The 23,942-nt window shown below is 70.8% G+C and carries 23 protein-coding genes; 9 read left to right on the plus strand and 14 right to left on the minus strand.

Translation table 11 applies throughout. From position 1 onward, the window contains the following. Positions 1-58: 58 nt before the first annotated feature. From OHB44_RS03145 to OHB44_RS03160, 4 genes are all read right to left on the minus strand, one after another. The gene (locus OHB44_RS03145) at positions 59-637 is read right to left on the minus strand and encodes a hypothetical protein (protein WP_330439566.1); all 579 of its coding nucleotides are present in this window, start codon (positions 635-637) and stop codon (positions 59-61) included. 97 nt (positions 638-734) lie between these two features. After that, a complete protein-coding gene (locus tag OHB44_RS03150; protein WP_330439567.1) occupies positions 735-1,250 on the minus strand; it encodes a hypothetical protein in 516 nt (171 codons plus the stop codon). A gap of 2,262 nt (positions 1,251-3,512) precedes the next feature. Then, positions 3,513-4,388 carry a patatin-like phospholipase family protein gene (locus OHB44_RS03155; protein ID WP_330439568.1) on the minus strand — a complete coding sequence of 292 codons (876 nt, stop codon included), beginning with the start codon at positions 4,386-4,388 and terminating at the stop codon, positions 3,513-3,515. Positions 4,389-4,472: 84 nt separating this feature from the next. Next, positions 4,473-5,117: a class I SAM-dependent methyltransferase gene (locus tag OHB44_RS03160; protein ID WP_330439569.1), complete on the minus strand. Its 645-nt coding sequence runs from the start codon at positions 5,115-5,117 to the stop codon at positions 4,473-4,475. 29 nt (positions 5,118-5,146) lie between these two features. On the opposite strand from OHB44_RS03160, the gene OHB44_RS03165 reads away from it, so the two are divergent. Further along, complete coding sequence (locus OHB44_RS03165; protein WP_330439570.1) at positions 5,147-5,596, plus strand: VOC family protein; 450 nt, start codon at positions 5,147-5,149, stop codon at positions 5,594-5,596. A 31-nt stretch (positions 5,597-5,627) separates the two neighbouring features. Beyond that, positions 5,628-6,179: a DUF4240 domain-containing protein gene (locus tag OHB44_RS03170; RefSeq protein ID WP_330439571.1), complete on the plus strand. Its 552-nt coding sequence runs from the start codon at positions 5,628-5,630 to the stop codon at positions 6,177-6,179. Positions 6,180-6,194: 15 nt separating this feature from the next. Here OHB44_RS03170 and OHB44_RS03175 read toward each other — a convergent pair whose 3' ends face one another. Together OHB44_RS03175 and OHB44_RS03180 are read right to left on the minus strand one after the other, a co-directional pair. Beyond that, positions 6,195-7,643 (minus strand): hypothetical protein, encoded by a 1,449-nt coding sequence (locus tag OHB44_RS03175; protein WP_330439572.1) that lies wholly within the window; start codon positions 7,641-7,643, stop codon positions 6,195-6,197. Between the two features lie 309 nt (positions 7,644-7,952). Then, a complete protein-coding gene (locus OHB44_RS03180; RefSeq protein WP_238683843.1) occupies positions 7,953-8,570 on the minus strand; it encodes a pyridoxamine 5'-phosphate oxidase family protein in 618 nt (205 codons plus the stop codon). A gap of 168 nt (positions 8,571-8,738) precedes the next feature. Here OHB44_RS03180 and OHB44_RS03185 point away from each other — a divergent pair, with 168 nt between their 5' ends. The 3 genes from OHB44_RS03185 to OHB44_RS03195 are packed head-to-tail and all read left to right on the plus strand — an operon-like array spanning position 8,739 to position 10,908. Then, a complete protein-coding gene (locus tag OHB44_RS03185; RefSeq protein WP_238683842.1) occupies positions 8,739-9,242 on the plus strand; it encodes a DUF2231 domain-containing protein in 504 nt (167 codons plus the stop codon). After that, positions 9,242-9,793: an Hsp20/alpha crystallin family protein gene (locus OHB44_RS03190; protein ID WP_330439573.1), complete on the plus strand. Its 552-nt coding sequence runs from the start codon at positions 9,242-9,244 to the stop codon at positions 9,791-9,793. The genes OHB44_RS03185 and OHB44_RS03190 overlap by 1 nt, the downstream gene beginning before the upstream one ends. Positions 9,794-9,801: 8 nt before the next feature. Beyond that, complete coding sequence (locus OHB44_RS03195; RefSeq protein WP_330439574.1) at positions 9,802-10,908, plus strand: glycosyltransferase family 9 protein; 1,107 nt, start codon at positions 9,802-9,804, stop codon at positions 10,906-10,908. 1 nt (position 10,909) lies between these two features. Here OHB44_RS03195 and OHB44_RS03200 read toward each other — a convergent pair whose 3' ends face one another. After that, positions 10,910-11,788 (minus strand): glycosyltransferase family 2 protein, encoded by an 879-nt coding sequence (locus tag OHB44_RS03200; RefSeq protein ID WP_330439575.1) that lies wholly within the window; start codon positions 11,786-11,788, stop codon positions 10,910-10,912. Next, on the minus strand, positions 11,785-13,620 hold the full coding sequence (rfaE2, locus tag OHB44_RS03205; RefSeq protein ID WP_238683838.1) for a D-glycero-beta-D-manno-heptose 1-phosphate adenylyltransferase: 1,836 nt from the start codon (positions 13,618-13,620) through the stop codon (positions 11,785-11,787). The genes OHB44_RS03200 and rfaE2 overlap by 4 nt, the downstream gene beginning before the upstream one ends. A gap of 181 nt (positions 13,621-13,801) precedes the next feature. Here rfaE2 and OHB44_RS03210 point away from each other — a divergent pair, with 181 nt between their 5' ends. After that, entirely contained in the window at positions 13,802-14,341 is a 540-nt protein-coding gene (locus OHB44_RS03210) for a type 1 glutamine amidotransferase domain-containing protein (RefSeq protein WP_238683837.1), read from the plus strand. A 157-nt stretch (positions 14,342-14,498) separates the two neighbouring features. Continuing rightward, entirely contained in the window at positions 14,499-16,175 is a 1,677-nt protein-coding gene (locus OHB44_RS03215) for an MDR family MFS transporter (RefSeq protein ID WP_330439576.1), read from the plus strand. Positions 16,176-16,236: 61 nt separating this feature from the next. On the opposite strand, the gene OHB44_RS03220 is transcribed toward OHB44_RS03215, so the two are convergent. Further along, positions 16,237-16,869: a TetR/AcrR family transcriptional regulator gene (locus tag OHB44_RS03220; RefSeq protein WP_330439577.1), complete on the minus strand. Its 633-nt coding sequence runs from the start codon at positions 16,867-16,869 to the stop codon at positions 16,237-16,239. A gap of 124 nt (positions 16,870-16,993) precedes the next feature. Between OHB44_RS03220 and OHB44_RS03225 the strand changes: the two genes are divergently transcribed. After that, positions 16,994-18,028: an aldo/keto reductase gene (locus OHB44_RS03225; RefSeq protein WP_330439578.1), complete on the plus strand. Its 1,035-nt coding sequence runs from the start codon at positions 16,994-16,996 to the stop codon at positions 18,026-18,028. Positions 18,029-18,063: 35 nt separating this feature from the next. Here OHB44_RS03225 and OHB44_RS03230 read toward each other — a convergent pair whose 3' ends face one another. Continuing rightward, complete coding sequence (locus tag OHB44_RS03230; protein ID WP_030334282.1) at positions 18,064-18,555, minus strand: NUDIX domain-containing protein; 492 nt, start codon at positions 18,553-18,555, stop codon at positions 18,064-18,066. A 56-nt stretch (positions 18,556-18,611) separates the two neighbouring features. On the opposite strand from OHB44_RS03230, the gene OHB44_RS03235 reads away from it, so the two are divergent. Continuing rightward, entirely contained in the window at positions 18,612-20,261 is a 1,650-nt protein-coding gene (locus OHB44_RS03235; protein ID WP_266303846.1) for a fatty acid--CoA ligase, read from the plus strand. Positions 20,262-20,444: 183 nt separating this feature from the next. On the opposite strand, the gene OHB44_RS03240 is transcribed toward OHB44_RS03235, so the two are convergent. The 4 genes from OHB44_RS03240 to OHB44_RS03255 all read right to left on the minus strand — a co-directional run bounded on the left by OHB44_RS03240 (position 20,445) and on the right by OHB44_RS03255 (position 23,861). Further along, complete coding sequence (locus OHB44_RS03240; protein WP_330439579.1) at positions 20,445-21,455, minus strand: NADPH:quinone reductase; 1,011 nt, start codon at positions 21,453-21,455, stop codon at positions 20,445-20,447. 28 nt (positions 21,456-21,483) lie between these two features. Continuing rightward, positions 21,484-22,137, minus strand: coding sequence for an HAD family hydrolase (locus OHB44_RS03245; RefSeq protein ID WP_330439580.1), 654 nt, complete (start codon positions 22,135-22,137; stop codon positions 21,484-21,486). Positions 22,138-22,169: 32 nt separating this feature from the next. Continuing rightward, positions 22,170-22,997, minus strand: a complete 828-nt coding sequence (locus OHB44_RS03250) for an SCO6745 family protein (RefSeq protein WP_330441177.1) — start codon at positions 22,995-22,997, stop codon at positions 22,170-22,172. Between the two features lie 192 nt (positions 22,998-23,189). Continuing rightward, complete coding sequence (locus OHB44_RS03255; RefSeq protein ID WP_238683832.1) at positions 23,190-23,861, minus strand: FKBP-type peptidyl-prolyl cis-trans isomerase; 672 nt, start codon at positions 23,859-23,861, stop codon at positions 23,190-23,192. Between the last annotated feature and the right edge of the window lie 81 nt (positions 23,862-23,942).

A 23,942-nucleotide genomic window follows, 5' to 3' on the forward strand; every position in this document is an offset into this window, starting at 1 on the left:
CAAGGTCCACGACAGCGCCGCCGGACGTCCCTCAAACCCTTGGCCCCGTTGTCACATCTCACCGGTCCAGACCTGCTTGCAAGCACAGGAACCCAGCGTGGGTGTGCCAGCCGCTTCGGTGCAGGGCTACCGGGTAGCGGAACTCTCTGATTTTCCTGTCGGCTGTCTCTACTGAAATGCCCATCGACAGCGGCTCGTCCCGGACTTCGAGCGGGCACTGAAACCGCAGCTTGACGTCGAGCCAGCGGGTGCTCCCGGGGCGCAGCGACTGGGACTGGCCGGTGTCCTGAATCAGGACGCCAGATGTCTGTGCTTGCACCGCACGGATCGTGACCGGCAGAGGGCCAAAGTTGGACACTTCCACCGACCCGTCCAGCTCAGCGACGCCCTTGGTAACGACGCCGTCGGTACGGGCCGCCCCCGGTATGGCGACGAGTTTGACCGACGCGGCCCGTTCCCGCTGCTCACGACGGTCTCGCAACTCGTTGACACTGACGCCGCCCAGCAGCAAGCCGACGAGGAAGGCGGCGATGAGGCGCAGTTGGGCCTTCTTGGCCGCACGACGGGTAGAGGTGGCACCCGATTCGGCCGGCACATGCTTGTGCTCGTCGAGATCGATCACGCCATGCTCATGCACCGCGACAGCTTAAGGGCCTCGATCCCCTGACGCGTGGTCCGTGCCATCCACGTGCCAGTAGCCGATGCCCAGGACGGTCACCGCCGACGGGCATCTCTTACCGCAGCATGTCCGCGTCGCCCGTTTCCTGATCGACAGCCACCCGCAGCGGCCATCCGAAACTCACGATGTGACAGGGCCTCGCGCCGCTCACGGTCATCACCTGCTCGACGCTCACCCCCTGCACGCTCGGTGGTTCGCGCAGATCCTGACGCTCCGCGAGGCGACGGGCCTCCTCGACCGCAACGGGGCTGTTCGACCTGCTGTTCGGCCGGTTGGCCTCGCTACTGTTGGACGTCGCCCGGCCCGACGTGTTGGACGGAGCCCCCAACATCAGCGGTGTGGCGAGTGAAATGCAGGAGACCCAGATATCGGCACCCCCGCCGGTGAAGGTGAACTGGTAGCCGCTGGTGGTGAGCGGCTGGATGAGCACCGGGTTGACGCCTGCACCCGAGAGTTGATAGCCGGTTCCGACAGCAATGTCTCCAGGCTCGCAGCCGAAATCGACAGGGGTGTCTGCGATCACGGTCAGCGGGCCCTGAATGTAAGCGGCCTGGATTCCGTTGCCAGCCACGCCCTGCGTGCCTTGGGCGCCCGTGGCGCCCTGCGGTCCTGGCACCCCCTGAAGTCCCTGCGCCCCCGTGTCTCCCTGGGCCCCCTGTGCACCTTGGGCGCCCTGGAAACCCTGGGCACCGGTCGCGCCCTGGGCGCCTGCGTCCCCCTGAGCACCTTGAGCGCCTTGGAAGCCTTGCGCTCCTGCGTCGCCTTGCGCGCCCTGGGCGCCGGTGGCGCCTTGGAAGCCTTGGACGCCTTGTGCGCCTGTGTCGCCTTGCGGGCCTTGTGCGCCGGTGGCGCCTTGTGCGCCTGCGTCGCCTTGTGGGCCTTGCGCGCCGGTGGCGCCTGCGTCGCCCTGCGGTCCCTGAGCGCCGGTGGCGCCTTGTGCGCCTGCGTCGCCCTGCGGGCCTTGGGCTCCGGTGGCACCTTGGGCGCCTGCGTCGCCTTGCGGGCCCTGAGCGCCGGTGGCACCTTGAGCGCCTGCGTCGCCCTGCGCGCCGGTGGCGCCTTGGAAGCCTTGAGCACCTTGTGCGCCCGCGTCGCCTTGCGGGCCTTGGGCTCCGGTCGCGCCTTGTGCGCCCGCGTCGCCTTGCGGGCCTTGGGCTCCGGTCGCGCCTTGTGCGCCCGCGTCGCCTTGCGGGCCTTGGGCTCCGGTGGCACCTTGGGCGCCTGCGTCGCCTTGCGGGCCCTGAGCGCCGGTGGCGCCTTGGGCACCTGCGTCGCCCTGCGCGCCGATGGCGCCTTGGAAGCCTTGAGCACCTTGTGCGCCCGCGTCGCCTTGCGGGCCTTGGGCTCCGGTGGCACCTTGTGCGCCCGCGTCGCCTTGCGGGCCTTGGGCTCCGGTGGCACCTTGGGCGCCTGAGTCGCCTTGCGGGCCTTGGGCTCCGGTGGCACCTTGGGCGCCTGAGTCGCCTTGCGGGCCTTGGGCTCCGGTGGCACCTTGGGCGCCTGAGTCGCCTTGCGGGCCTTGGGCTCCGGTGGCACCTTGGGCGCCTGAGTCGCCCTGCGCGCCCTGAGCGCCGGTAGCGCCTTGAGCGCCTGAGTCGCCCTGCGCGCCGGTGGCGCCTTGGAAGCCTTGAGCACCTTGTGCGCCCGCGTCGCCTTGCGGGCCCTGGGCTCCGGTCGCCCCTTGGGCTCCGGTCGCCCCTTGGGCTCCGGTCGCCCCTTGGGCTCCGGTCGCCCCTTGGGCTCCGGTCGCCCCTTGGGCTCCGGTCGCCCCTTGGGCTCCGGTCGCCCCTTGGGCTCCGGTCGCCCCTTGGGCTCCGGTCGCCCCTTGGGCTCCGGTCGCCCCTTGGGCTCCGGTCGCCCCTTGGGCTCCGGTCGCCCCTTGGGCTCCTGCATCGCCCTGAGCGCCGGTAGCGCCTTGAGCGCCCGCGTCGCCCTGAGCGCCGGTATTGCCTTGGAAGCCCTGCGCGCCCGCGTCGCCCTGAGCGCCGGTATTGCCTTGGAAGCCCTGCGCGCCCGCGTCGCCCTGAGCGCCGGTATTGCCTTGGAAGCCCTGCGCGCCCGCGTCGCCCTGTGCACCTTGGGCTCCGGTAGCACCTTGAGCTCCTGCGTCGCCCTGGGCACCCTGGGGGCCTTGAGCGCCATGCTTGTCGTGCGGGTAGTCGCCCTTGTCCTTGTCGTGGCCACCCCAGGGGCTCTGCCAGCCCTGCGGACCGTAGTCCGTCTGCCCATCGGGGTACTGGTCCCACGAATCGCCGGGTCCGTCGCCGTCTTGGCTGACAGTTGACCAGAACCCGCCGTGCTGGCCCAGTGGACCGGGCGTACCGATGTGTGCGTCCTGTGCGGACGGCTTCGTTTCCACCGGCTGCGCTGCGGCTACGGGCCCACCGGTCATCCCGACTACCAGTAGGGCGGAGCTGAGCCCTGAAGCGGCCCGGCCATGGTTCCGGCTGCGTCGCAGCCGTCGGTTGTTACTCATGACCCCTCCAGAGCCACCCGATGCAATGCACCCAGGGCTACCTGCTAGTCACCTGGCGTCGTTCAATGGGCGAGTCGTAGCGTATTCGACTGTTTGATCGGTCGAGAGGGGTTTTGATGGGATCTGGGTACATTTAGGAGAAGGCGGAACTTATTTGCGATAGAGGGCATAAAGCCTGGCCATCGCGTTGTGGACTGCTGATCCCAGGGACTTGTCACGTTCGACGGTGAATGACCGCCACGACCCGAAGGTTTGTCGGGGGTCTTGGTTGGCCCGCGGTAGGCGGCGGCGTCCGTGCGGAAAACCGCCACCGCGCCGGTCCTGTACGGAGGGCGGCACGCGGAGGCGTTGGGGGTGTCAGCCTCGTGCTTCTCGCCCCGGCATTGTCGCCGCGAGTGCGGCGGCCACCCGGGACGCCTCGCGTCGACCCTGATCGCGGGCTGCGGCCACGAGCGCGGGCACGACGGATCGGTCCATCACGCTGGTCCCCTGCGCTCGTTTGGAGGCCGGGTCCCGGAGCAGCAACTCCACCCGGCGACCCGTTCCCAGCGCGGCTCGCTGCTTGTCGATGCGCGCCCAGGGTCCGATGGCGGCGGTGCTCGGCGCGAGGGCGATGACGGGGCCGCCTCCGGGGGCGAGGTCGAGGTTGACTGTCGACCGCATGCCGCCGTCCATGTAGCGGCGGTCGGCGATGCTGACCGGGGCCGTGGAGATCGGCATGGCGCAGCTCGCGGCGACGGCGTCCACCAGGGGGACGCTGTCGTGCCGGGTGATGGTGCGGCTGGCGCCGGTCTCGGTGTCGACGACCACGATGCGAAGGTCCACCTCGTACGGCCAGGCATGGTTGGGCAGGCGGGCTTCGGCTATCCGGCGCTGCCGGGACGGGTCGTCGATGCGTGCGCCGAGGGCGAGTCGGCCGAGGCGGCGAGCGGCCTGCTCGGGGCTGCGCGCGAACAGTTGTGCCCGCGCGAGCCGAAGCAGGTGGAGAAGGCCCGGTGCGGGTGAGGTTTCGTGGGCGACACCGCCGCGCTGGCGCTCGAAGAGTTCCGCGAGGGGGGTGCCGCTGCCGAGTTGGGCGCCGACAACGGCACCGGAGCTGGTGCCGATGACGACAGCCGAGGGAGCCACCGTCACTCCCTCGTCCGCGAGCCCGGTGAGGATGCCGACCTCCCAGGCGATGCCAGCCACTCCACCACCACCGAGCACCCAGACGGGCCGCACGTCGTCCGTCATCAGCCGCCTCATTCGACGTCGAATACTGCTAACACTGTACGCAGTTTAGGCTGACAATGACGAGGAAGAATTGACAACGGGCGATCAGGGCTCCCGTCGTCCGACGAGGATGCCGCCGAGCCGGCTCTCCGCCGAGGTGACTGTCGTCTGCGAGTCGACAGTGAAGCCGCTCTTGCGTAGCCAAGCCGCCACCTGGGCTGGTTGCCGACGATGGACGCGCACGTTCATCGGGTGCCCGCCGTAGCCCTCGGTCTTGACTGTCGTTTCGTCGCCCACGTGGAAGCCGAGCAGCAGCGGGCCACCGGGGCGCACCACCCGCCGGAAGTGGGCCAACACGACGCCGACCTCGTCGTCGGGGATGTGGATGAGGGAGTACCAGGCGACCAGTCCGGCGACCGAGCCGTCGGCCAGTTCGAGGTCGGTCATCGAGCCGATCTCGAACCTCAACTCCGGGTGGTCACGGCGGGCCACGTCGATCATTCCGGGCGAGAGATCGATCCCGAAGGCGTCGACGCCGAGCGTGTGCAGGTAGGCGGTGATTCGACCCGTGCCGCAGCCCACGTCCGCTACCGGCCCGCCGCCGGCACCCTGTACGAGTTCGGCGAACGAGGCCAGGGCGGCTCGTTCGTACGGTGCCTCCGCCAGGAGGTCACGTACCAGGTGCGCGTAGCTGACCGCGACCGTGTCGTAGGAGGTGCGGGTCGCTGTCAACCAATCGTCTACGGTCACGAGTCCAACGCTAATTCAGCGACACACCGATGCCTGACCGTGCCGGACCGACAGTTTGGAGGCGTCCACCCATGACTTTTGCGCCGGTGATCGTGAGTTTGCCCATCGCCGACCGGGCCACCTCCTACCGCTTCTATCGCGACGGAGTCGGCCTCGACGCCGTGGGCGAGTTGGCCGACGACGGCATCCCGGAGCCGCTGCAGTTCGTGGTCAACGACGGGCTGCGGCTGATGCTCATCCCGACCGGTGGCTTCGGTTGGGTGATCGGCCGGCACGAGGTCGCCCCGAGGGGCCAGAGCGAATGCCTGTTCAATCTTGGTGTCGCTTCGCCGACCGAAGTGGATGCTCTCGTCGAGCGGGCGCGCGCTGCCGGCGCCGAGATCATCACTGAGGCGGCAGACCAACCCTGGGCGTACGCGGGTGTCTTCGCAGACCCGGACGGCCACTTGTGGATGGTGTCCGCCGATTCGAAGTCCTGAAACTGTCGGCGGTGGTCGATATGTTCCGAGGGTGACCGTGACCACCGATGCCCCTGGAACGCTACCCACCCCCGCTGACGAGGCCCGGCTGTGGGCGCTCATCGAGGCGGCCTGGGCCGAGTTGGGCGCCGAGCCCTTGGCGCTGCGGCAGGCTCTCGTCGAGCGCGACCCCGCCGACGACGACGGCGACGATGACGGCCCGTCCTCCGCGATCGACGCCTGGCTTGATGCCTTCCTGGACAGCCTCGGGCAGCTGACGGTCGAGCTGACCGGGCAGGAGTTGACGGATCTCGACCGGGTGGTGGAGCGCAAGCTGTACGACATCGATCGGGAGGACATCCACGAGGTGACCGACGGGTCGGACGACGGCTTCCTCTACGCCCGAGGTTTTATCGTGGCCCTGGGGCGGTCGTACTACGAGGCGGTCCTCGCCGACCCCGCGATGGCGCTGCTGGACGCCGACTGCGAAGGCATGTGCTACTTCTTCGCGCACCTGCACAACGACCGGTTCGGTTCCTGGCCGGAGACCGGCTCCGGGATCTCCCGGGAGTCGTTCGGCAATCGGGTCGGCTGGTCCGCCTGAACGTTGCCATCCGCCTCAGCCCGGTTTGCGCTGCTGGGGTGGGGCTGCTTCCGTCGCCGGCAATTCGATCCGGCGGAGGCTGACCACCGAGACACCCGGCGGAGCGCTGGTATACCGCTCCAGGTTCTCCAGCAGGCCCTGGTGCCGCGCGTGTGCTTTGCAGACGCTGTCCAGATACTCCTGCCGGATCCGCGCGGTGCCCATCACGATGCCCTGGCGTGCCCGGTCCACCTGTTCCTGCCGCCCGGTGTAGATCCACACGACGTCGGGCACCACGGTGTCGGCCGGCACCGAAAGCCCGGTGGTGAGCACCGTGCGGTGGTAGTTGCCCTCACGTTTGTCCAGTTCGATGAGTTGCTCTCCCCGTACCAGGATCAGGATTCCGTCGAGGGCTGCCGGCGCAGCCGCGTCCGGCTCGGCATTGAGGAACAGCACCTGGATTTCGGGTTCGTCGCCGCTCGCCAGGTCCTGGTAGCGGATACGGCCCGGTCCGGTGTTGTCGGTGCAGACACTCCACGTCCGGCGCCAGCCGTTCAGGGTGGCCCGGCAGTAGTCGACGCCCTCCCGAGCGGGCCGACCGAGCAGGTCGCTGACCGTTTCGGGCGCGACCAGTGAGCCGTACGCGAAGATCCCGTACGTCGCCGGCTCGTCGAAGCGATCCCAGCCGCGCCAGTCGCGAGGCCGTCGGGTCAGGTCCGGTTCGATCGGCACCGCCCTACCCTCGTGGAAATCCTTGCCCAGCGCATAGCTGTGCTGGTCGTGGACGCTGATGTTCAACCCGGCGACCCTGGCTTCCACCACCACGAAGATGTGGTAGGTGCGGCTGTCGAGCTGCCGGCCCTGCACACTCGTCGCCCGCCCGTCGCGCAGAGGCGCCTTGAGCGGGATCCAGAGGGTCAGCGGCATGCACGAGTCGACCCGAGGCCACACCCGTTCCTCCACCTCAGTGGCCTCCGGGCTGAGCACCTGGAGCTGCTCGCGTTTGAAGAAGGTGCTGCCGTCGATGAGCGACGTGGAACGGAAGGCCAGGTAGGCCCGTGCCCGGATGTCGCTCAGCGCGACGCCGTGGATCTTCTTGTAGAAACGGATCGCGATGATCCCGTCCGTGCTGACCTGCACCGGCCCGGCGGTGTCCGAGCGCAGCTCGGCGAGGCTGGACAGACTTCCCTTGGACCGCCAGGTGAAGAATTCGGTGGCGAAGATCCGGATCATGACGATGCCGATGATCGCGGCCGGGGTGACCGCACCGAGAAGGCTCGCCAGTGTGGCGAGGAATTCGTGCCAGGTGTTTCCATTCTGCCGGGGAAAGTCCTCCGCACCGAGGAGCGACCGAGCGGTCGCCAGCCAGGTCTGCGGGAAGCCCTTCGGTCCGCCACGGTCGGTCGGCTCGGGGCCGGCGGTGAGCATCGCGGCCACGGTGAAGGCCGCCGAGACGGCCGCGACGAAGAGGACCAGCGCCGTCACCAACTGCCAGGCTGAGGCGCGAGCGACCCAGAAGCGGCCGGCCCTGCGGATGACGGGGTGCGACCCAGGCCAGTTAGTCCTCATTGGACCCCCTCCCGTGGGGATCCAGCGTAGGCGTGCGAGCGTCATCGGTGAGTGTCGTTCAACAGACATGCCGGTCCGCGACGACAAGCTGCGGACCGCGGCGCTGCGTGCTCGGCACCCCACAAGTGATCAGGTGGAGCCTTACGCCTTCTCAAGCACGATCACGTGGTACTCCAGCCAACACCGTAGGTCGACGCCCATGATTCTCTCCGTCGTGCGGCGGGATCAGACGTAGATCTTCGTGGCGTACGCCGGGCCGTAGTGCCGTTCCAGGTCTTCGAGGCTCTCCGTCGGTGCCTCGACCTCCTTGATCAGGCGCGCCCGGGACGGCAGTGCCTCGGGCTGCCAGGTCTCCGGCCGCCACAGCGCGGACCGCAGGAACGCCTTGGCGCAGTGGTAGAAGATCTGCTCGATCTCCACCACCACGGCGAGCACCGGCCGGTGCCCCTTGACCACCATGTCGTCGAACCAGGGCGCGTCGCTGACCAGGCGGGCCCGCCCGTTGATCCGCAGCGTGTCGGTCCGCCCGGGGATCAGGAAGAGCAACCCGACGTGCGGGTTGTCGAGGATGTTGCGGTAGCCGTCGGCCCGCTTGTTGCCGGGCCGCTCGGGCAGCGCGATCGTCGTGTCGTCCAGCACCAGGGCGAACCCCGCCGGGTCGCCCTTGGGTGAGACGTCGCAGCTGCCGTCCGCGCCGGCCGTGGCCATCAGGCAGAACGGCGAGGCGCCGAGCCACTCGCGGTCCCGTTCGTGCAGCCGGGTGCGTTCCTTGGTGGCGGCCCGCGCGTTCGGCACGCCGAGAAGCTCGCGCAACTCCTCGTGCGAGGTGATCTCCACCGTCACGTTGATCCTCCCTCAGCCGTTGACCCGGTGGCGGGGCACCACCGTCGTCAGCCTAGGCCGCCGTGACCAGCGCGAGGTTTGTGCCTGGTTGCCGGGGGTACGGCCTCACCCGACGCGCTCGCCCGCACGAGACCGTTCCGCAGGACGCCGACCAGTGGAGGCCGGGAGATGGAGAGCCGACTCAAGGTGCTGGGTCACCCAGTCCACCCGATGCTGGTGATGTTCCCGGTCGCGCTGCTGGCCACGGCGGTGCTGTTCGACGTGGTGGACACCGTCGGCGGTCCCGACTTCCTCGGCGAGGTCGCGTACTGGAACATCACCGTCGGCCTGATCGGCGGCCTGCTCGCCGCGGCGGCCGGCACGTTCGACCTCCTGGCGATCCCGACCGGCACCCGCGCCAAGCGGGTGGGTCTGCTGCACGCGGGCGCCAACGTCGCGGTGATCCTGCTCTTCGCCGCCGTGTGGGCGGTGCGGCTGAACGCTGATTCCCGGGCCGCCGGCGGGGCACTGGTCGCCATCGAGGTGGTCGCGCTGGCGATTCTCGGCATCAGCGCCTGGCTCGGTGGCGAGCTGGTCGACCGGCTCGGTGTGGGCGTCGACCCTGATGCGGGCCTGGATGCGCCCAGCTCACTACGGCCACCGACGGCCACCCAGCGGATCGGAGAGGTGTGATGAGCGAGCAGCCGTTCGGCGGCTTCGGCCGGGGGTGGCGCGGCAACCGGCAGCAGGGCTGGGACCCGATGGGGGAGTTGCAGTCGCTGCGCTCCGAGTTGAGTCGCCTGGTCGGTGGTCGCGGCGGGGCGTCCGACGTCGAGTTGACCGAGACCTCGGACGGCTGGGAGGTCGTCGTCCGGCTGCCCGGGGTGGCGCCGGAGGAGGTGGCCGTCGAGTTGGACGACCGCGAGTTGTGCGTGCGGGCCCGTTCGGAGGCGGAGGTCAACGCCGACCAGGGCATCCCCGGCGGCTTCGAGACGCGCGGCTTCGAGTACCGGGTCAACCTGCCGGCGCGGGTCGACCCGGACACCATCGACGCGGTGATGGACCATGGCCTGCTCCGGGTCCGGCTGCCACGGGCGACCCGGCCCGCGCCGCGCACCATCACCGTCGGCCGCACCGGGCCGCGCTCCGGCGACTTCGGGACGGGTACGTCGATGCCAGCCGATCCCGCAGCGGACCGGGAGTTGCACCGCCCGGACACCGCCGGCGAGATCGACCGGCCGTAGCGGGCAGGGTGGTCACCCCGTCAGTGCTCGGCCCGACGGCCGAGCGCCTTCCCGACGTGCGGCGGATCGCCGTGCTGCGCGCCAACGCGCTCGGTGACTTCATCTTCGCCCTGCCGGCGCTGGACGCGTTGCGCAGCGCGTACCCCTCGGCGGAGATCGTGCTGCTCGGGGCGCCGTGGCACGCGAAGCTCTGGCGCGACCGGCCCGGCCCGGTGGACCGGGTGCTGGTGGTGCCGCCGGCAGCTGGCATCCGCACGCCGGAGCCGGGCGAGCCGGAGTCGTCGATCGACGATTTCGTGGCCGCTGCCGCCGGTGCGGAATTCGACCTGGCGGTGCAGATCCACGGCGGGGGTGCCAACTCCAACCCGCTGATCAGTCGGCTTGGTGCCCGGTTGACTGTGGGCCTGCGCGCCGACGACGCGCCGCCGCTGGACCGGTGGCTGCGCTACGTCTACTACCAGCACGAGGTGATCCGCTACCTGGAGGTGGTGGCGCTGGCGGGAGCGCCGGCCACCACCATCACGCCGACGCTGGCGGTGACCGACGCCGACCGGGCCGAGGCCGCCGGGGTGCTTGGCCCGGGACGCCGTCCCCGGGTGGCGTTGCATCCGGGCGCCACCGACACCCGCCGCCGCTGGCCCGCCGAGCGCTTCGCCGAGGTGGCCCGGGCGCTGCACGAGGACGGCTACGAGGTGCTGGTCACCGGCACGCCCTCCGAGCAGGAGGTGGTGTATCGGGTCGTCGCCGCGGCGCAGGTGCCGGTGCGTCCACAGGTGGGCACGCTCAGCCTGGGCGGGCTGGTCGGCTGCTACGCCGACTGCGCGTTGGTCGTTTCGAACGACACCGGCCCGCTGCACCTGGCCGCAGCGGTGGGCGCGCCCACTGTGGGCATCTTCTGGGTCGGCAACCTGATCAACGGGGCCAGCCCGCTGCGGGGTCGACACCGGCCGATCAGCTCGTGGACTGTGCATTGCCCAGTCTGCGGTGTCGACTGCACACCGGGCATCTATCCGCACCGGCCCGGCGACGGTGACTGCCCGCACCGGGACTCGTTCGTGACCGACGTACCGGTGATCGAGGTGCTGGAAGCCGCCCGGGAGTTGCTCACCCAGTAGTTCAGGCCGGCTGCGGGGTGTCCTCCTCGGCGAGGACTACCTCCCACGCCTCCACGTCCCGGTCGGTGACGGTGGTGGGGGACTCCAGGTGGTACGCGCCGCTGGGCAGGATGCCCGCGCCGCCGTGGCGGGACAACACGGCGAGCTGCGCGGCCACGTCCTCGCCCTGGTGCTTCTCCTGCACCCGACGCCAGAAGTCGAAGCCACCAGCGTCGACGAGCTTGGCCCGGTCGTAGAGCACGCACCCGCCGATCCAGGAGACCTTGTACGCCCGCCACGCGCCCGGAGGCAGCGCCAACTGCTCGGTGATGTGCAGCAGGTTCGCGGCCGAGTGGATTCGGGCCCGGTTCCACTCCGGGGTGTCGGGTCGGATCCGCTCCGGTGTGGGCGGCCCGGCCCACTCCTCGTAGTGGCGGTGCGATTCCGGCCGCACGTCATCGGTGTACGAGAGCCCGTGCACGCCGTTGCCGACGAACCCGCAGCCCAGCTCACCGATCGCGGTGACCAGTCGGTGCAGCGCGCCCGGTTCCAGCCAGATGTCGTCGTCGAGGCTGAGGACGTACCGGGCGGCCGAGGCGGCGAGCAGGTACGCCCGGTGTTCGGCCAACCCCCGTCGCGGCAGTCGGCGGGTCAGCAGCACCGGGTGACCCCGGTGGCGCAGTGCCCGGACCATTGTGGCCGCGGCCGGGTGCGTGTACGCCGGATCCCCGTCGGACTGGTCGCTGACGACCACGCCGAAGCCGGGTACCCCGTCCTGGGCGGCGAGCCCGCCCAGGGTGACTGCCAGCTCGGCGGGCCGGTTCCGGGTCGGAATCAGCACGTCCACCAGCCGGTCGGCGCGAAACTCGTCCGGGGTGCCGAGGTCGAGGGGGCGGTTCACGACGCCTGGGTGCGGGTGCGCAGCGACGGGTCCGGCTCCCGGTCGTCGATGTGGGGCGACGGGTCCTGGCTGTGCGACCGGATCCGCTCGATGATCGCGGAGGTGGACCGGTCGGGCACGTACCCCAGGGTGCGCACCTGGCCGCCCAGCCGGCGTACCAGCGGCGCCTCCGGCACCAGCTCCGGCGGATAGTCACCGCCCTTGACGTACACGTCCGGTCGGACCGCCTCGATCAGCGCGGCCGGTGAGTCCTCCTCGAAGACCACCACGTGATCCACGCAGGCGAGCGCGGCGAGCAGGGCACCCCGGTCCTCGACCGGGTTGACCGGCCGGTCCGGGCCCTTCAGCCGTCGTACGCTGCCGTCCGAGTTGACCGCCACGATGAGCAGGTCGCCCAACGCGCGTGCCTGCTCCAGGTAGCGCACATGCCCGCGATGCAGCACGTCGAAGCAGCCGTTGGTGAAGACCACCGACCGTCCCGCCTCGCGGTACTCGGCGACGATCGCGTCCAACTCGTCGCCGCCGACCAGCGCGGGGTGGCTGGTGGTGTCGGTCGGCTGGTCCAACGCGGCGAGCAGGTCGTCCCGTCGGCACACGCAGGTGCCGGTGTCCGAGACGGTGATGGTGGCCGCGAGCTGGGCGAGTTGGGCGGCGGTGGGCAGGGGCGCGTCGGCGGCCAGGGCCAACGTCATCGCCGCCAGGTACGCGTCGCCGGCACCCACGGCGTGGCTCGCCGGCACCGGAGTGCTGTGGCTGCGTCGTGGCTCCCCGTCGGCGCCGCCGACCACGGCGCCCTCGGTGTCCAGGGTCACCGCGACCACGTCGGCACCGGTGTGCGCACGCAGTTCGGCCAGCCGCGACTTGGCCAGGACGGCCCGGTCGACGCCCTCTCCGGCCCGGGTGTTCACTGTGACGCCGGTGCCGGTGACGCTGAGCCCGTCACCGGTGAGGGCGACCCGCCCCTCGCCCGGGGTGGGCTCGCCGACCGGCCCGGGGCGGTCGGCACGGGTCGGTTCGGCGGCGGTGTCGTCAGCGCGTACCGCCCCCGGGGCCGCGCCGACGGTCATCTCGGACGGTCCGTCGACGGGGTCGCCGTCCGGGTGTTCCAGGTGCAGTTCGGTCCCGCCGGTCGGTCGGGTCGTACCGCCCGCGCGGGCCAACAACCGGGTCGCCTCGGCGAAGCTGGGGGTGACAACTGTCGGCGCGAGGCCCCGCCAGTCGGCCAGGTCGTGGGCGTCGAGCGCGACGGTGGCGTACCGCTGGCGGTTCTCGACCAGCCACGCGCGGACCGGCGCGGGCAGCGCGCCCAGGCCGTAGTCGCAGACCACCAGGGTCGGCGCCTCCCCACCGGCGGCGGCGCGCAACTCCTCGGTGGCGCAGCTCAGGGCGGTGAGCAGCCGGCTGACCCCGTCGTGGTCCAGCGCGTCCTCCGGGTCACCGGAGTCCTCACGCAGCAGGATCTGGTTGCCGGCCAACATCCGCCGCTTGACCGGTGTGGGTCGCCCGGGTTGGTTGACGGTGCGGTCCCAGACGCTCGCGCGGTCCAGGCAGTCGTGCAGTTCGTCCCCGGCGACGTCCGCGCCGACCGGTGCCACCAGCACCGCCCGGCCGCCGAGGGCGGCGACGTTGACGGCGGTGTTCGCGGCCCCACCGGCGGCGGAGATCCGCCGTCGCAGGGTGAGGACCGGGGCGGGCGCCTCCCGGCAGAGCCGGTCGGAGTCGGCGAACCGCCATTCGTCCAACATGGCGTCACCGACGATCAGGACTGGGCGTCCGAGCCAGCTCTCCACGACGGTGGCGAACCGGCGCTGCTCCGCTGCTGCTCCTGCCATGCCTCCCCGGGTCCCCAGCGGCCTGCCGGACAAACCTGCGCGCCGACCGGTCCCGCCGCTGGTCAAGCGGTCCTCGGTGGCTCCGTGACCGGTCCGAGCCGGTCCCACACCTGACCGACCTGTTTCGGGCGTTCGAGCGCGGGAAGGGGATTGAGGTACCCCGGAAAGGAGATGTACCGAGATGGCAGCGACATTGCAGGGCAAGCGGATCGCCTTCCTGGCCGCCGACGGCGTCGAGGAGGTCGAGTACGTCCAGCCACGCGAGGCGGTCGAGAACGCCGGCGCGACGGCCGAGCTGGTCTCGCTGAAGCCGGGCTCCATCCAGTCCTTCAACCACCTGGACCACTCCAAGACGTACGACGTGGACGTGACTGTCGACAAGGCCGACGCCGCCGGCTACGACGCGCTGGTGCTGCCCGGAGGGGTGGCGAACCCGGACTTCCTGCGGGGCGACCCGGACGCGGTGCGGTTCGTGAAGGCGTTCTTCGACGCGGGCAAGCCCGTCGGGGTGATCTGTCACGGCCCGTGGACGCTGATCGAGGCGGACGTGGTGCGCGGCCGGCGGATCACCTCCTGGCCGACCCTGCGTACCGACCTGACCAACGCCGGGGCCACCTGGGTGGACGAGGAGTGCGTCACCGACGGCAACCTGACCAGCAGCCGCAAACCCGACGACCTACCCGCCTTCTGCGCGGCGATCACCAAAACCTTCACCTCCTGACCCCACCCACCCCTCCGTTGATCATGAAGTTATTGCCCTTCGGCGCGGCGTGTCGTGGCAATAGCTTCATGATCAACGCTGGCGGAGCGGGTGCGGCACGGGGTTGGTTTTTTGGTGGTTCGGCGCATGTTCTGCGGCTCGCGGGATAGAAGGCCACATGACCACCGAAGCCTCGGATGCGCCGGTGCTGAACCGTCAGCAGATCCGGCTGCTCATGTTGGGCCTGATGACCGGCATGCTGCTGGCCGCACTCGACCAGACCATCGTCGGTACGGCGCTGCCGACCATCGTGGGCGAGTTGGGCGGGATCAACCACTACTCGTGGGTGGTCACCGCGTACCTGCTCGCCTCGACCGCGTCGACGCCGCTGTACGGCAAGATGGCCGACCTGTACGGGCGTCGGCCGGTCTTCCTCTTCTCGATCGGCACGTTCCTGCTGGGGTCGTTGCTGGCCGGGCTGTCGCAGAACATGACCCAGCTGATCGTCACGCGGGGTATCCAGGGTCTCGGCGCCGGTGGTCTGCTCACGCTCGCGTTCACCATCATCTCGGACGTGGTGTCGCCCCGGGAGCGTGGCCGGTACCAGGGCCTGTTCGGCGCGGTCTTCGGCATCTCGTCGGTCGCCGGGCCGCTGGTGGGTGGTTACTTCGCGGAGACCGACTGGCGGTGGATCTTCTACATCAACGTGCCGCTGGCGATCCTGGCCATCGTCGTCTGTTACCACGTGATGCGGTTGATCCCGTTCGAACGTCGGGACCACTCGATCGACTGGCTCGGCGCCGGTCTGTTGGTGGCCGGGGTGAGTTCGCTGCTGCTGGCGCTGAGCTGGGGCGGCAACGAGTACGCCTGGGGCTCCGGCGTGATCATCGGGCTCTTCGTCGTCGGTGCGGTGCTGGGGGTGCTCTTCGTCCTCCAGGAGGCCCGGGTGGCCGAGCCGATCCTGCCGTTGCGGCTGTTCCGGAACGCCACCTTCGCGTTGGCCAACTCGGCCCTGCTCATCATCGGTCTGGTGATGTTCGGTTCGATCATCTTCATCCCGCTGTACCTGCAGATCGTGAAGGGGGCCTCGCCGACCCGCAGCGGTCTGCTGATGCTGCCGATGATGGCCGGCATCATCGTCACCTCGATCCTGACCGGCCGCGCGATGACCCGGATCGGCCGGTACAAGTGGTTCCCGGTGGCCGGTTCGGTGACCCTCCTGGTCGGCATGTTCCTCTTCACCCAGTTGGAAGTGGCCACCTCGCTCTGGGTGGCGTTCGGGTACATGGTGGTGATCGGCGTCGGGCTGGGCCTGTGCATGCAGTCGCTGATCCTGGCGGTGCAGAACGCGGTCTCGGTACGCGACCTGGGCGCCGGCACCTCGTCGGCGACCTTCTTCCGGTCGCTGGGCGGTTCGTTCGGTGTGGCGATCCTCGGCACTGTGCTCTCGTCCCGGCTGACCGGCGGACTCGCCGACCGGTTGCCCGGCGCGATCGCGCAGCTCCCGCCGCAGGAGCAGGCCGCGGTGGCGGCGAGTGGTGGCGCCAACATCTCGATCAACGATCCGGCCACCATCCTGGCCCTGCCGGGCCCGGTGCGCGCGGCCATCCAGGGCGCCTTCGTCGACGCGCTGGACATGGTCTTCCTGACCGCCGGCCTGATCGCGATCGTGGCGGTGGTGGTCACACTGACGCTGCCCAACACGCAGCTGCGGGGTGCCGGCCCGAAGGGTGCCACCGGTGGCGCCGACCCGCTCGGCGGGGAGGCCCCGGCTCCGGGCGGCAAGCCGTTGACCCGCGAGTCGAAGGAGGAGGCCGCCGCCGACATGGAGGCCAAGTCCCAGACGATGATCTGAGCATCTCGACGCCGACCGCCCCGGACCGCTCCGGGGCGGTCGGCGTCAGCGGGGCCCTAGGTCAGGCGGGGCGGCGGTAGGCGCCGTACCACCAGGTCGCGGCCAACTCCCGGGCGGCTGCCGCGTCGGTCTCCGGGTCGGCCGAGGTGGTGCTGACGTGGTCGGCGAGGAAGCGGTCGCCGCCGACCACTATCAGCCGGCTGGCCGTCGTCACGTCCAGGTCGGCGCGGGTACGCCCGGCCTGCTGCTCGATCCGGAGCGCGTCCACGGTGCGGGCGACGAACCGCTCCAGCCCGGCCGCCCAGTAGTCCCGGACCACCTCGTCGTACGCGGCGACCTCGCTGACCGCGGCCAGCACCGGGGCGTACGTCCGGTATATCCGGATCACGTCGGCGAACACGTCGGTGAGCCGAGCGAGCGGGTCGCCGGGGCCGCCCGGGTCCCATTCGCCGGTGCGGTCGAACGCACTCTCCCGCATGGTGCCGGCGAGGCGCATGAGCAGTTCGCTCTTGTCCCGGAAGTGGGTGTAGAAGGTCGACCGCGCCACGCCGGCCTCGGCGGCGATCCGCTGTACGCCGAGGTCGGTGAAGCGGATCCCCTCCTTCAGGAGCCGTTCGGTGGCCGCCAGCACCCGCGCTTCGACGGCCGCGCGTCCGTCGGGATTGCGCGGGCGGCGGCGGGTGATCGAGGGCATAGCCGGAATCCTAGGTGGCCGGGGTCGGGGCGGCGACGTACGCTCGTTGCCGGACACAGTGTCCGACATAGTGACCACGGAGTGCCTGACCTCGGCCTCCGACCCACCATGAGGAGCAACACACGTGAAGTACCGACTGCTGGGCACCACCGGGGTGTACGTCTCGGAGATCTCGCTCGGCGCGATGACCTTCGGCGGCAGCGGGCACCCGCTCTGGGGCACCCTGGGTGGGCTGGCGCTGCCCGAGGTGCAGCGACTGGTGGACACCGCGCTGGACGCGGGCGTCAACTTCGTCGACACCGCCGACGGCTACAGCGACGGCGAGAGCGAGGAACTGCTCGGCAAGGCGCTCGGCAAGCGGCGTCGCGACGTCGTACTGGCGACGAAGGTGCACTCACGGACGGGCCCCGGCCCGAACGACGTCGGCACCTCCCGGCTGCACATCATGCAGAACCTGGAGGACAGCCTGCGCCGACTGGGCACCGATCACATCGACCTGTACCAGATCCACAACTTCGACCAGATCACTCCCATGGAGGAGATGCTGCGCGCGCTCGACGACGCGGTCCGGCAGGGCAAGGTCCGCTACATCGGCGCTGCGAACTTCGCCGCCTGGCAGATCTCCAAGGCGCTGGGTATCTCCGCTCGGGAGAAGTTGGCCGGGTTCGTCGCGGTGCAGGAGTACTACTCGCTGCTGGGCCGGGACGTGGAGCGCGACGTGGTGCCGATGGCACTCAACGAGGGTGTCGGGCTGACCGTCTGGAGCCCGCTCGCCGGTGGTTTCCTCTCCGGCAAGGTCAGCCGGGACGGTGCCGTCGCCGACAGTGGCGCGCGGAGCGCCCAGCCCGGTTACGCCAGCTTCACCCCGTTCGACCCCGAGCACGCCTTCGGAGTGGTCGACGTGCTCAAGGGCGTCGCCGAGCGGCACGAGGTGAGCCCGGCCCGGGTGGCGGTCGCCTGGCTGCTGTCCCGACCGGCAGTGACCAGCGTGATCGTCGGTGCCCGCAAGCACGAGCAGTTGGTCGACAACATCGCCGCCTCGGATCTCACACTGACCGAGCAGGACCTCACCGAGCTGGACGAGGCCACCAAGCTGCCCGTCGCGTACCCGAACTGGATCCAGGAAGGGTTCTTCGCCGGGCTCCGGCTGCCGCAGTGAGGCACGGCCCCGGGGTCGGTGGCTCCGGGGCCGCCCTACTTGAGGATGAGCCGGTTCGTCTGCTCGAAGACGTCCAGGTCGGCCAGGGTTTCGATGACCGACGTGGAGAGTGGGGCGGGAAACCGGTCGCGGGCGAAGAAGCCGGCGTCGGTGGTCTCGTCGGTGACCCGGGCCAACTGCCCGTCCCACTCCTCCACCTTGAACGCGGTAGTGAACACCTGGTAGGTGTGGCCGTACATGTTGGTGCTCGTCCGGTCCGGGCCGGTGTAGAGGGCGAACGCGCAGACCCGCAGCGCGCGCAGCCCGGTCTCCTCGCGGACCTCGCGTACCGCGCAGTCGGCGATCGACTCGCCCAGCTCCATCGCGCCGGCCGGCATGGCCCACTGGCCGTTGTCCGAGCGTTTGATCAGCAGAATGCGCCCGGCATCGTCGTTGACCACGGCACGGGCGCCGACGAACATCAGCGTCCGGTCCCCGGCGAGCGCGCGCAACTGCCCCACGTACGAGTCGGCCCAGGAGATGCTCACCTGCGACAACTTACGGGGGTTCCCAACGTGTGACCGCCGACACTAGCTTGTTACCCATGCGTAGCACGATGATGGACGCCCCTCTGCAGATCTCCCGGATCCTCGACCACGGTGCACTGGTGCACGGCACGGCCGAGGTGGTCACCTGGACGGGCGCCGAAGCCCGCCGGATGACGTACGCCGAGGTGGGCCGGGCCGCCGCCCGGCTGGCGCACGGGCTGCGCGACGAGTGCGGGGTGACCGGCGACGAGCGGGTCGCCACCTTCATGTGGAACAACAACGAGCACCTGATCGCCTACTTCGCGGTGCCGAGCATGGGCGCGGTGCTGCACACGCTCAACATCCGGCTCTTCCCCGACCAGGTCGTCTACATCGCCAACCACGCCGAGGACCGGGTGGTCCTCGTCGACAGCACGCTCATCCCGCTGTTGGGCCGGGTGATCGGTGAGCTGATCACTGTGCGGCACGTCGTGGTGGTCGGCGGTGGTGACCCGGCGCCGCTGGTGGCGGCGGCCGGCGACCGGATCACCGTGCACCACTGGGACGCGTTGCTCGCCGACCGGCCCGACACGTACGACTGGCCCGAGGTGGACGAGCGCGACGCCGCAGCGCTCTGCTACACCTCGGGCACCACAGGCAACCCGAAGGGCGTGGCCTACTCGCACCGGTCGATCTATCTGCACTCGTTGCAGGTCTGCATGCCGGAGGGTTTCGGCCTCGGGCCGACCGACCGCGAGTTGGCCATCGTGCCGATGTTCCACGCCATGTCGTGGGGTCTGCCCTATGCGGCCTTCCTGTCTGGCGCGTCGCTGATCATGCCGGACCGGTTCCTCCAGGCCGCGCCGATCGCCGAGATGATCGCCGCCGAGCGGCCCACACTGGCCGGCGCGGTGCCGACCATCTGGACCGACCTGCTGGCCTACCTGGACACCCACGACGTGGACACCTCGTCGCTCGGTGAGGTGATCGTCGGCGGCTCGGCGTGCCCGCCGGCGCTGATGCACGCGTTCGACGAGCGGCACGGAATCGACGTCATCCACGCCTGGGGGATGACCGAGATGTCCCCACTGGGGTCGGTCTCGCGTCCGCCTGCCGGTGCGACAGGTGAGCAGGCCTGGCGCTACCGCTACACCCAGGGGCGGGTGCCCGCGGGCGTGCAGGCGCGGATCGTCGGCCCGTCTGGCGACCCGATGCCCGCCGACGGCACGGCCGTGGGGGAGCTGGAGGTCCGAGGGCCGTGGGTGACCGCCCGGTACGTCGGAGACGACGCCCCGGACGAGGAGAAGTTCCGTGACGGCTGGCTGCGCACCGGCGACGTCGGCACCCTCTCGCCGGACGGGTACATCAACCTGACCGACCGCGCCAAGGACGTGATCAAGTCCGGTGGCGAGTGGATCTCGTCGGTGGAGTTGGAGAACGCGCTGATGGCCCACCCGGCGGTGCTGGAGGCGTGCGTGGTGGGGGTCCCGGACGAGCGATGGGACGAACGCCCGCTGGCCACGGTTGTGGTCCGGGAGGGCGCTTCGGTGACCGCCGAGGAGTTGCGGGACTTCCTGGCCGGGTCGGTGGCGCGCTGGCAGTTGCCCGAGCGCTGGGCGTTCATCGACACGGTGCCGAAGACCAGCGTCGGCAAGTTCGACAAGAAGGTCGTCCGTTCGCGGTACGCCGAGGGCGAGCTGACTGTCCGGGAGCTGACAGCCCCGTAACGTTTTCCCCGGCACTGTCGCCTGTTGGGGCGGGAGTACTCCTGAACCCTCCCCAGGGGCGGCCCCGGCGTTCGCACCGCGCCGGGGCCGCCCGCTCCACGCGGGGTGACCCGCACCGTCATTGTTGCGAAAGTTGTTCGCTTCTGTCCTGCTGACGGGGAAATCGGGTGGTCAGCGACCCGATCAGGCATCGCTGGTCGTGATGAGCACCTTGCCCACCGTCGAGTCCTCCACCGCCTGATGCGCCGCGGCCGCCTCCGCCAGCGGGTAGTAGTGCAGCGGCAGACCGGCTTCCGCGCCGACCCGGATGCCACCCTGGCTCGCCGCAGCAGCCACGTCCTTCACGCCCTGCGCCTTGGCCGCCTTCGGCTCGGTGTAGACCAGCACGAACTGCCAGCGGGCGTTCGGCGCCATCATCGCCCGGATCGGGATGCTCACCTCGTCCCCGCCGTTGTCGGCGTACATGCAGACCGCGCCGCCGTGCCGCAGCACCCGTACGTCGACCGAGGCGTTGCGGGCGGGGGAGACCTCCACGATCGTGTGCACCCCGTCGGGGGCGATCTTGCGGACCTCCTCGACCACGTCCTGCTCCCGATAGTTGATCACGAAGGAAGCGCCGGCCGAGGCCGCGAGCTGTGCCTTCTCCGCGCTGCTCACAGTGGCGATCACAGTGGCGTCCGCCCATCGGGCGAGCTGGATCGCGGCGTTGCCGACAGCGCCCGCGCCGCCCTGCACCAACACCGTGTGATCCGCCAACGCGCCGGCCCGCAGCGTGTCCGGCATGAACTCGCCGGCGGTCAGACAGCGGTGCGCGGTGAGGAACGGGATGCCCAGGGCCGCGCCCAGCTCGAACGGGGCGGCGCCGAGGCGTACCGCCTGCCGGACCGGCAACAGCGTGTACTCCGCCGTTGTGCCCCACTGTCGCTGCCAGGCGGCCTCCCAGACCCACACCCGCTCACCGATCAGGTCGGGGTCGACCCCCTCGCCAACCGCCTCGACCACCCCCGCGCCGTCCTGCCCGGGGATCTGCCACCCGTTCGGCGGGGCGTTGCGGCGGGACTTCCAGTCGGTCGGGTTCACCCCGGAAACCGCCATCCGCACCAGGACCTCGCCCGCACCCGGCTCCGGCACCGGCCGGTCGACCAGATCGAGCACCGAAGGGTCGCCGTTGCGCTCGTACACGATGGCCTTCATCCGTGGTCTCTACCCGGCTCGACACGGGTCAACCCAGCTCGTCCACCAGCTCCGGGGTCAGCTCACCGATCGCGTTCAGCGTCACCACCGCCAACCCGGCCGCGTCCGGGTCGAGCGGGTACGAGCCGTGCGGCACCGCCACCACCCGCATCCCCGCCGCCGCTGCGGAACGCACCCCGTTTGACGAATCCTCCACGGCCACACAGCGGGTCGGGTCCACGCCGAGGCGCTGCGCCACGCTCAGGTACACGTCCGGTGCGGGCTTGCCCCGCTCGGTCTGCTCGGTGGAGAGGGTCGCGCCGAACGCGTCGGTCAGGCCGGTCGCCGCCAGCGCCGCCTCGATCAGCCGGGTCGGCGACGAACTGGCCAACCCGAGCGGCCACCGTGCGGCCAGCCGGCGAACGACCTGGTCGGCGCCGTCGATGAGGGGTACGTGGTCCCGGTAGCGTCGGGTCATCTCCTCGACCACCTCGACGGCTACCTGCTCGGCGGTGCGGTCGACGCCCAGTTCTCCGCTTAGGTAGTGGGCCCACTCCCCGGTGCTCATCCCCATGAGTCGGCGTTGCGTGTCCGGTTGCCACGTCCCGCCGTGCGCCGCCACGTACGCCCGGCGGACCTCCTCCCACACCGGCTCGGAATCCACGATCACGCCGTCCAGGTCGAAGACCACCGCATCAGTCACGGGCCCATCCTGCCCGACCGGTGGGTGCCCGGTCAGCCGGGCAACGCGGGCAGACCGAGCGGGCTGCCCTCGGGAAGCAGAGTGTGACCGGAACGGGCGATCGGCTCCAGCAGCTCCCGGAGCCGGTCCGTGTCGTGGGCGCCGAGCGCCTGCCACGGGTGCGCGGCGGCCCGGTCGGTGGCGTCCTCGATGGCCTGGAACCCGGCCCGGGCGTGGTCGGTGGCCGCGCCGTCCCCGGTCAGCCAGCCCCGCTCGGTGAGCCGCACGCGGGCGGCCTGCCACTGCTCCTCGGACCAGCCCCGGCCCAGCAGGTACTGCGGCGACGAACCGTCCAGCGCGACCCGCCCGGCCAGCGTCTCCACCGGGTCCAGGCCGGCGGCCACCAGCGCCGCCACGTGCCCGTCCCCCCGGTGCTCGCGCAGCGTGGTGGCGGCCTGCCAGAGCCGCGCCAGCGGGTACTCGCCGGCCGGGAGGGCCGCGTTGGCCGCGCCGAGCACCCGGCCGGCGGTCTGCGCCGCCGAGGCGGCCCGATCCAGCAGGTCGGCGGCCTCCACCAGGTGCGACTCGGGTAGCTCGTAGGTCAGCTCGGCGAGCGCCTGCACGGCACCGGTCAGTCGGGCGCGTAGCGCCTCCTGCGGGGTGGCCAACCGCCACACCGCCGGCAGCGCGCGGGCCACCATCTGCGGCGCGAAGTTGAAGAAGGCGGCGATCACCGGGGCCGCCTCGGCGGCTCCCAGCGGCGCGGCCCGGCCGGCGAAGTAACCACGCCAGTAGCCGCGCAGCCCGACCGCCTCGTACGCGGCCCGGGCCCGGGGGTGCAGGTAGGTGACAGTGTGCACCGGCTCGAAGAACGCCCACATCGACCGGGCGGTCCGCCCAGGCTCGTCCAGCGCCGTCACATGCACCTCCGCGTCCCGGTTCCGGATGCTGCTCACCCCGGGCGGCGAACCGCCCGGGGTGACGCCGAACCTACTGCCGCTGGGTGACGGGCCGGAAGCCCCATGTGAACAACTCCATCGCGTCCCGGCGACAACCGGGACGACTTGGACAGGTCACTGGGCGGCGAGCACGTCCACCACGAAGCGCAGCGGACCGGTGGGACGTCCACCTGCGGCGGCCTCGTCGTTGCCGTACGCCAGCTCGCCCGGGATGTCGAGCTGCACCCGGCTGCCCACCGTCACCCCGACCAGGCCCTGGTCCCAGCCCGGAATGACCTGGCCGACGCCGATCGGGAAGGTGGCCGGCTGCCCGGCCTTCCACGAGGAGTCGAACTCCTTGCCGTCCTTGAAGAACACCCCCACGTAGTTGGTGGTGATGTTCTGGCCCTTCTGCACTGCCGGACCCTTGCCCTTGATCAGCGGGGTGACGGTGAGCTTCTTGAGCTCGCCAGTGCCCGGCGTCACCGTCGGCTTGGTGCCCAGCGCCGGGTCGGAGCCCTCGGGCAGCTGCGGAGCGGGGGGCGCGCCAGCCTCGTCGGGGGCCGGGGCGGAGGCGGACGGGGTCGCGTCGGCCTGGGTCTTGGGCTTGTCGTCGCCCCCACCGATCGCCACGAAGACGCCGATCAGCGTCGCGGCCACGGCGAGGGCGGCGAGGCTGCTGAGCCCGGCGTTGATCTTCCGCCTCCGGTCGGCGGCCTTCTTCTCCGCCAACTGGGCGGCCAGGCGGCGCCCCGACTTGGTTGCCGGGCTCTGGTCCGGGCCCGTCTGCTGCGTCCGCTCGCTCACGTCGTCGACTCCCTGCTGCGAAGTGTGGCCGGCACCCGGTGCCGGGGGGAAAGCCGACGCACACGGTACCCGCACCGCGGC

Origin of the sequence: Micromonospora sp. NBC_00821 (assembly GCF_036347035.1) — a bacterium.
GTDB classification, from domain to species: domain Bacteria; phylum Actinomycetota; class Actinomycetes; order Mycobacteriales; family Micromonosporaceae; genus Micromonospora; species Micromonospora hortensis.

Bases quoted from the DNA above. Each gene is read 5' to 3' on its own strand.
- OHB44_RS03165 (WP_330439570.1), top strand. From the start codon at position 5,147: ATGCCTGACCGTGCCGGACCGACAGTTTGGAGGCGTCCACCCATGACT.
- OHB44_RS03215 (WP_330439576.1), top strand. From the start codon at position 14,499: ATGACCACCGAAGCCTCGGATGCGCCGGTGCTGAACCGTCAGCAGATC.
- OHB44_RS03240 (WP_330439579.1), bottom strand. From the start codon at position 21,455: ATGAAGGCCATCGTGTACGAGCGCAACGGCGACCCTTCGGTGCTCGAT.
- OHB44_RS03185 (WP_238683842.1), top strand. From the start codon at position 8,739: ATGGAGAGCCGACTCAAGGTGCTGGGTCACCCAGTCCACCCGATGCTG.
- OHB44_RS03220 (WP_330439577.1), bottom strand. From the start codon at position 16,869: ATGCCCTCGATCACCCGCCGCCGCCCGCGCAATCCCGACGGACGCGCG.
- OHB44_RS03250 (WP_330441177.1), bottom strand. From the start codon at position 22,997: ATGTGGGCGTTCTTCGAGCCGGTGCACACTGTCACCTACCTGCACCCC.
- rfaE2 (WP_238683838.1), bottom strand. From the start codon at position 13,620: ATGGCAGGAGCAGCAGCGGAGCAGCGCCGGTTCGCCACCGTCGTGGAG.
- OHB44_RS03155 (WP_330439568.1), bottom strand. From the start codon at position 4,388: ATGACGGACGACGTGCGGCCCGTCTGGGTGCTCGGTGGTGGTGGAGTG.
- OHB44_RS03235 (WP_266303846.1), top strand. From the start codon at position 18,612: ATGCGTAGCACGATGATGGACGCCCCTCTGCAGATCTCCCGGATCCTC.
- OHB44_RS03190 (WP_330439573.1), top strand. From the start codon at position 9,242: ATGAGCGAGCAGCCGTTCGGCGGCTTCGGCCGGGGGTGGCGCGGCAAC.
- OHB44_RS03210 (WP_238683837.1), top strand. From the start codon at position 13,802: ATGGCAGCGACATTGCAGGGCAAGCGGATCGCCTTCCTGGCCGCCGAC.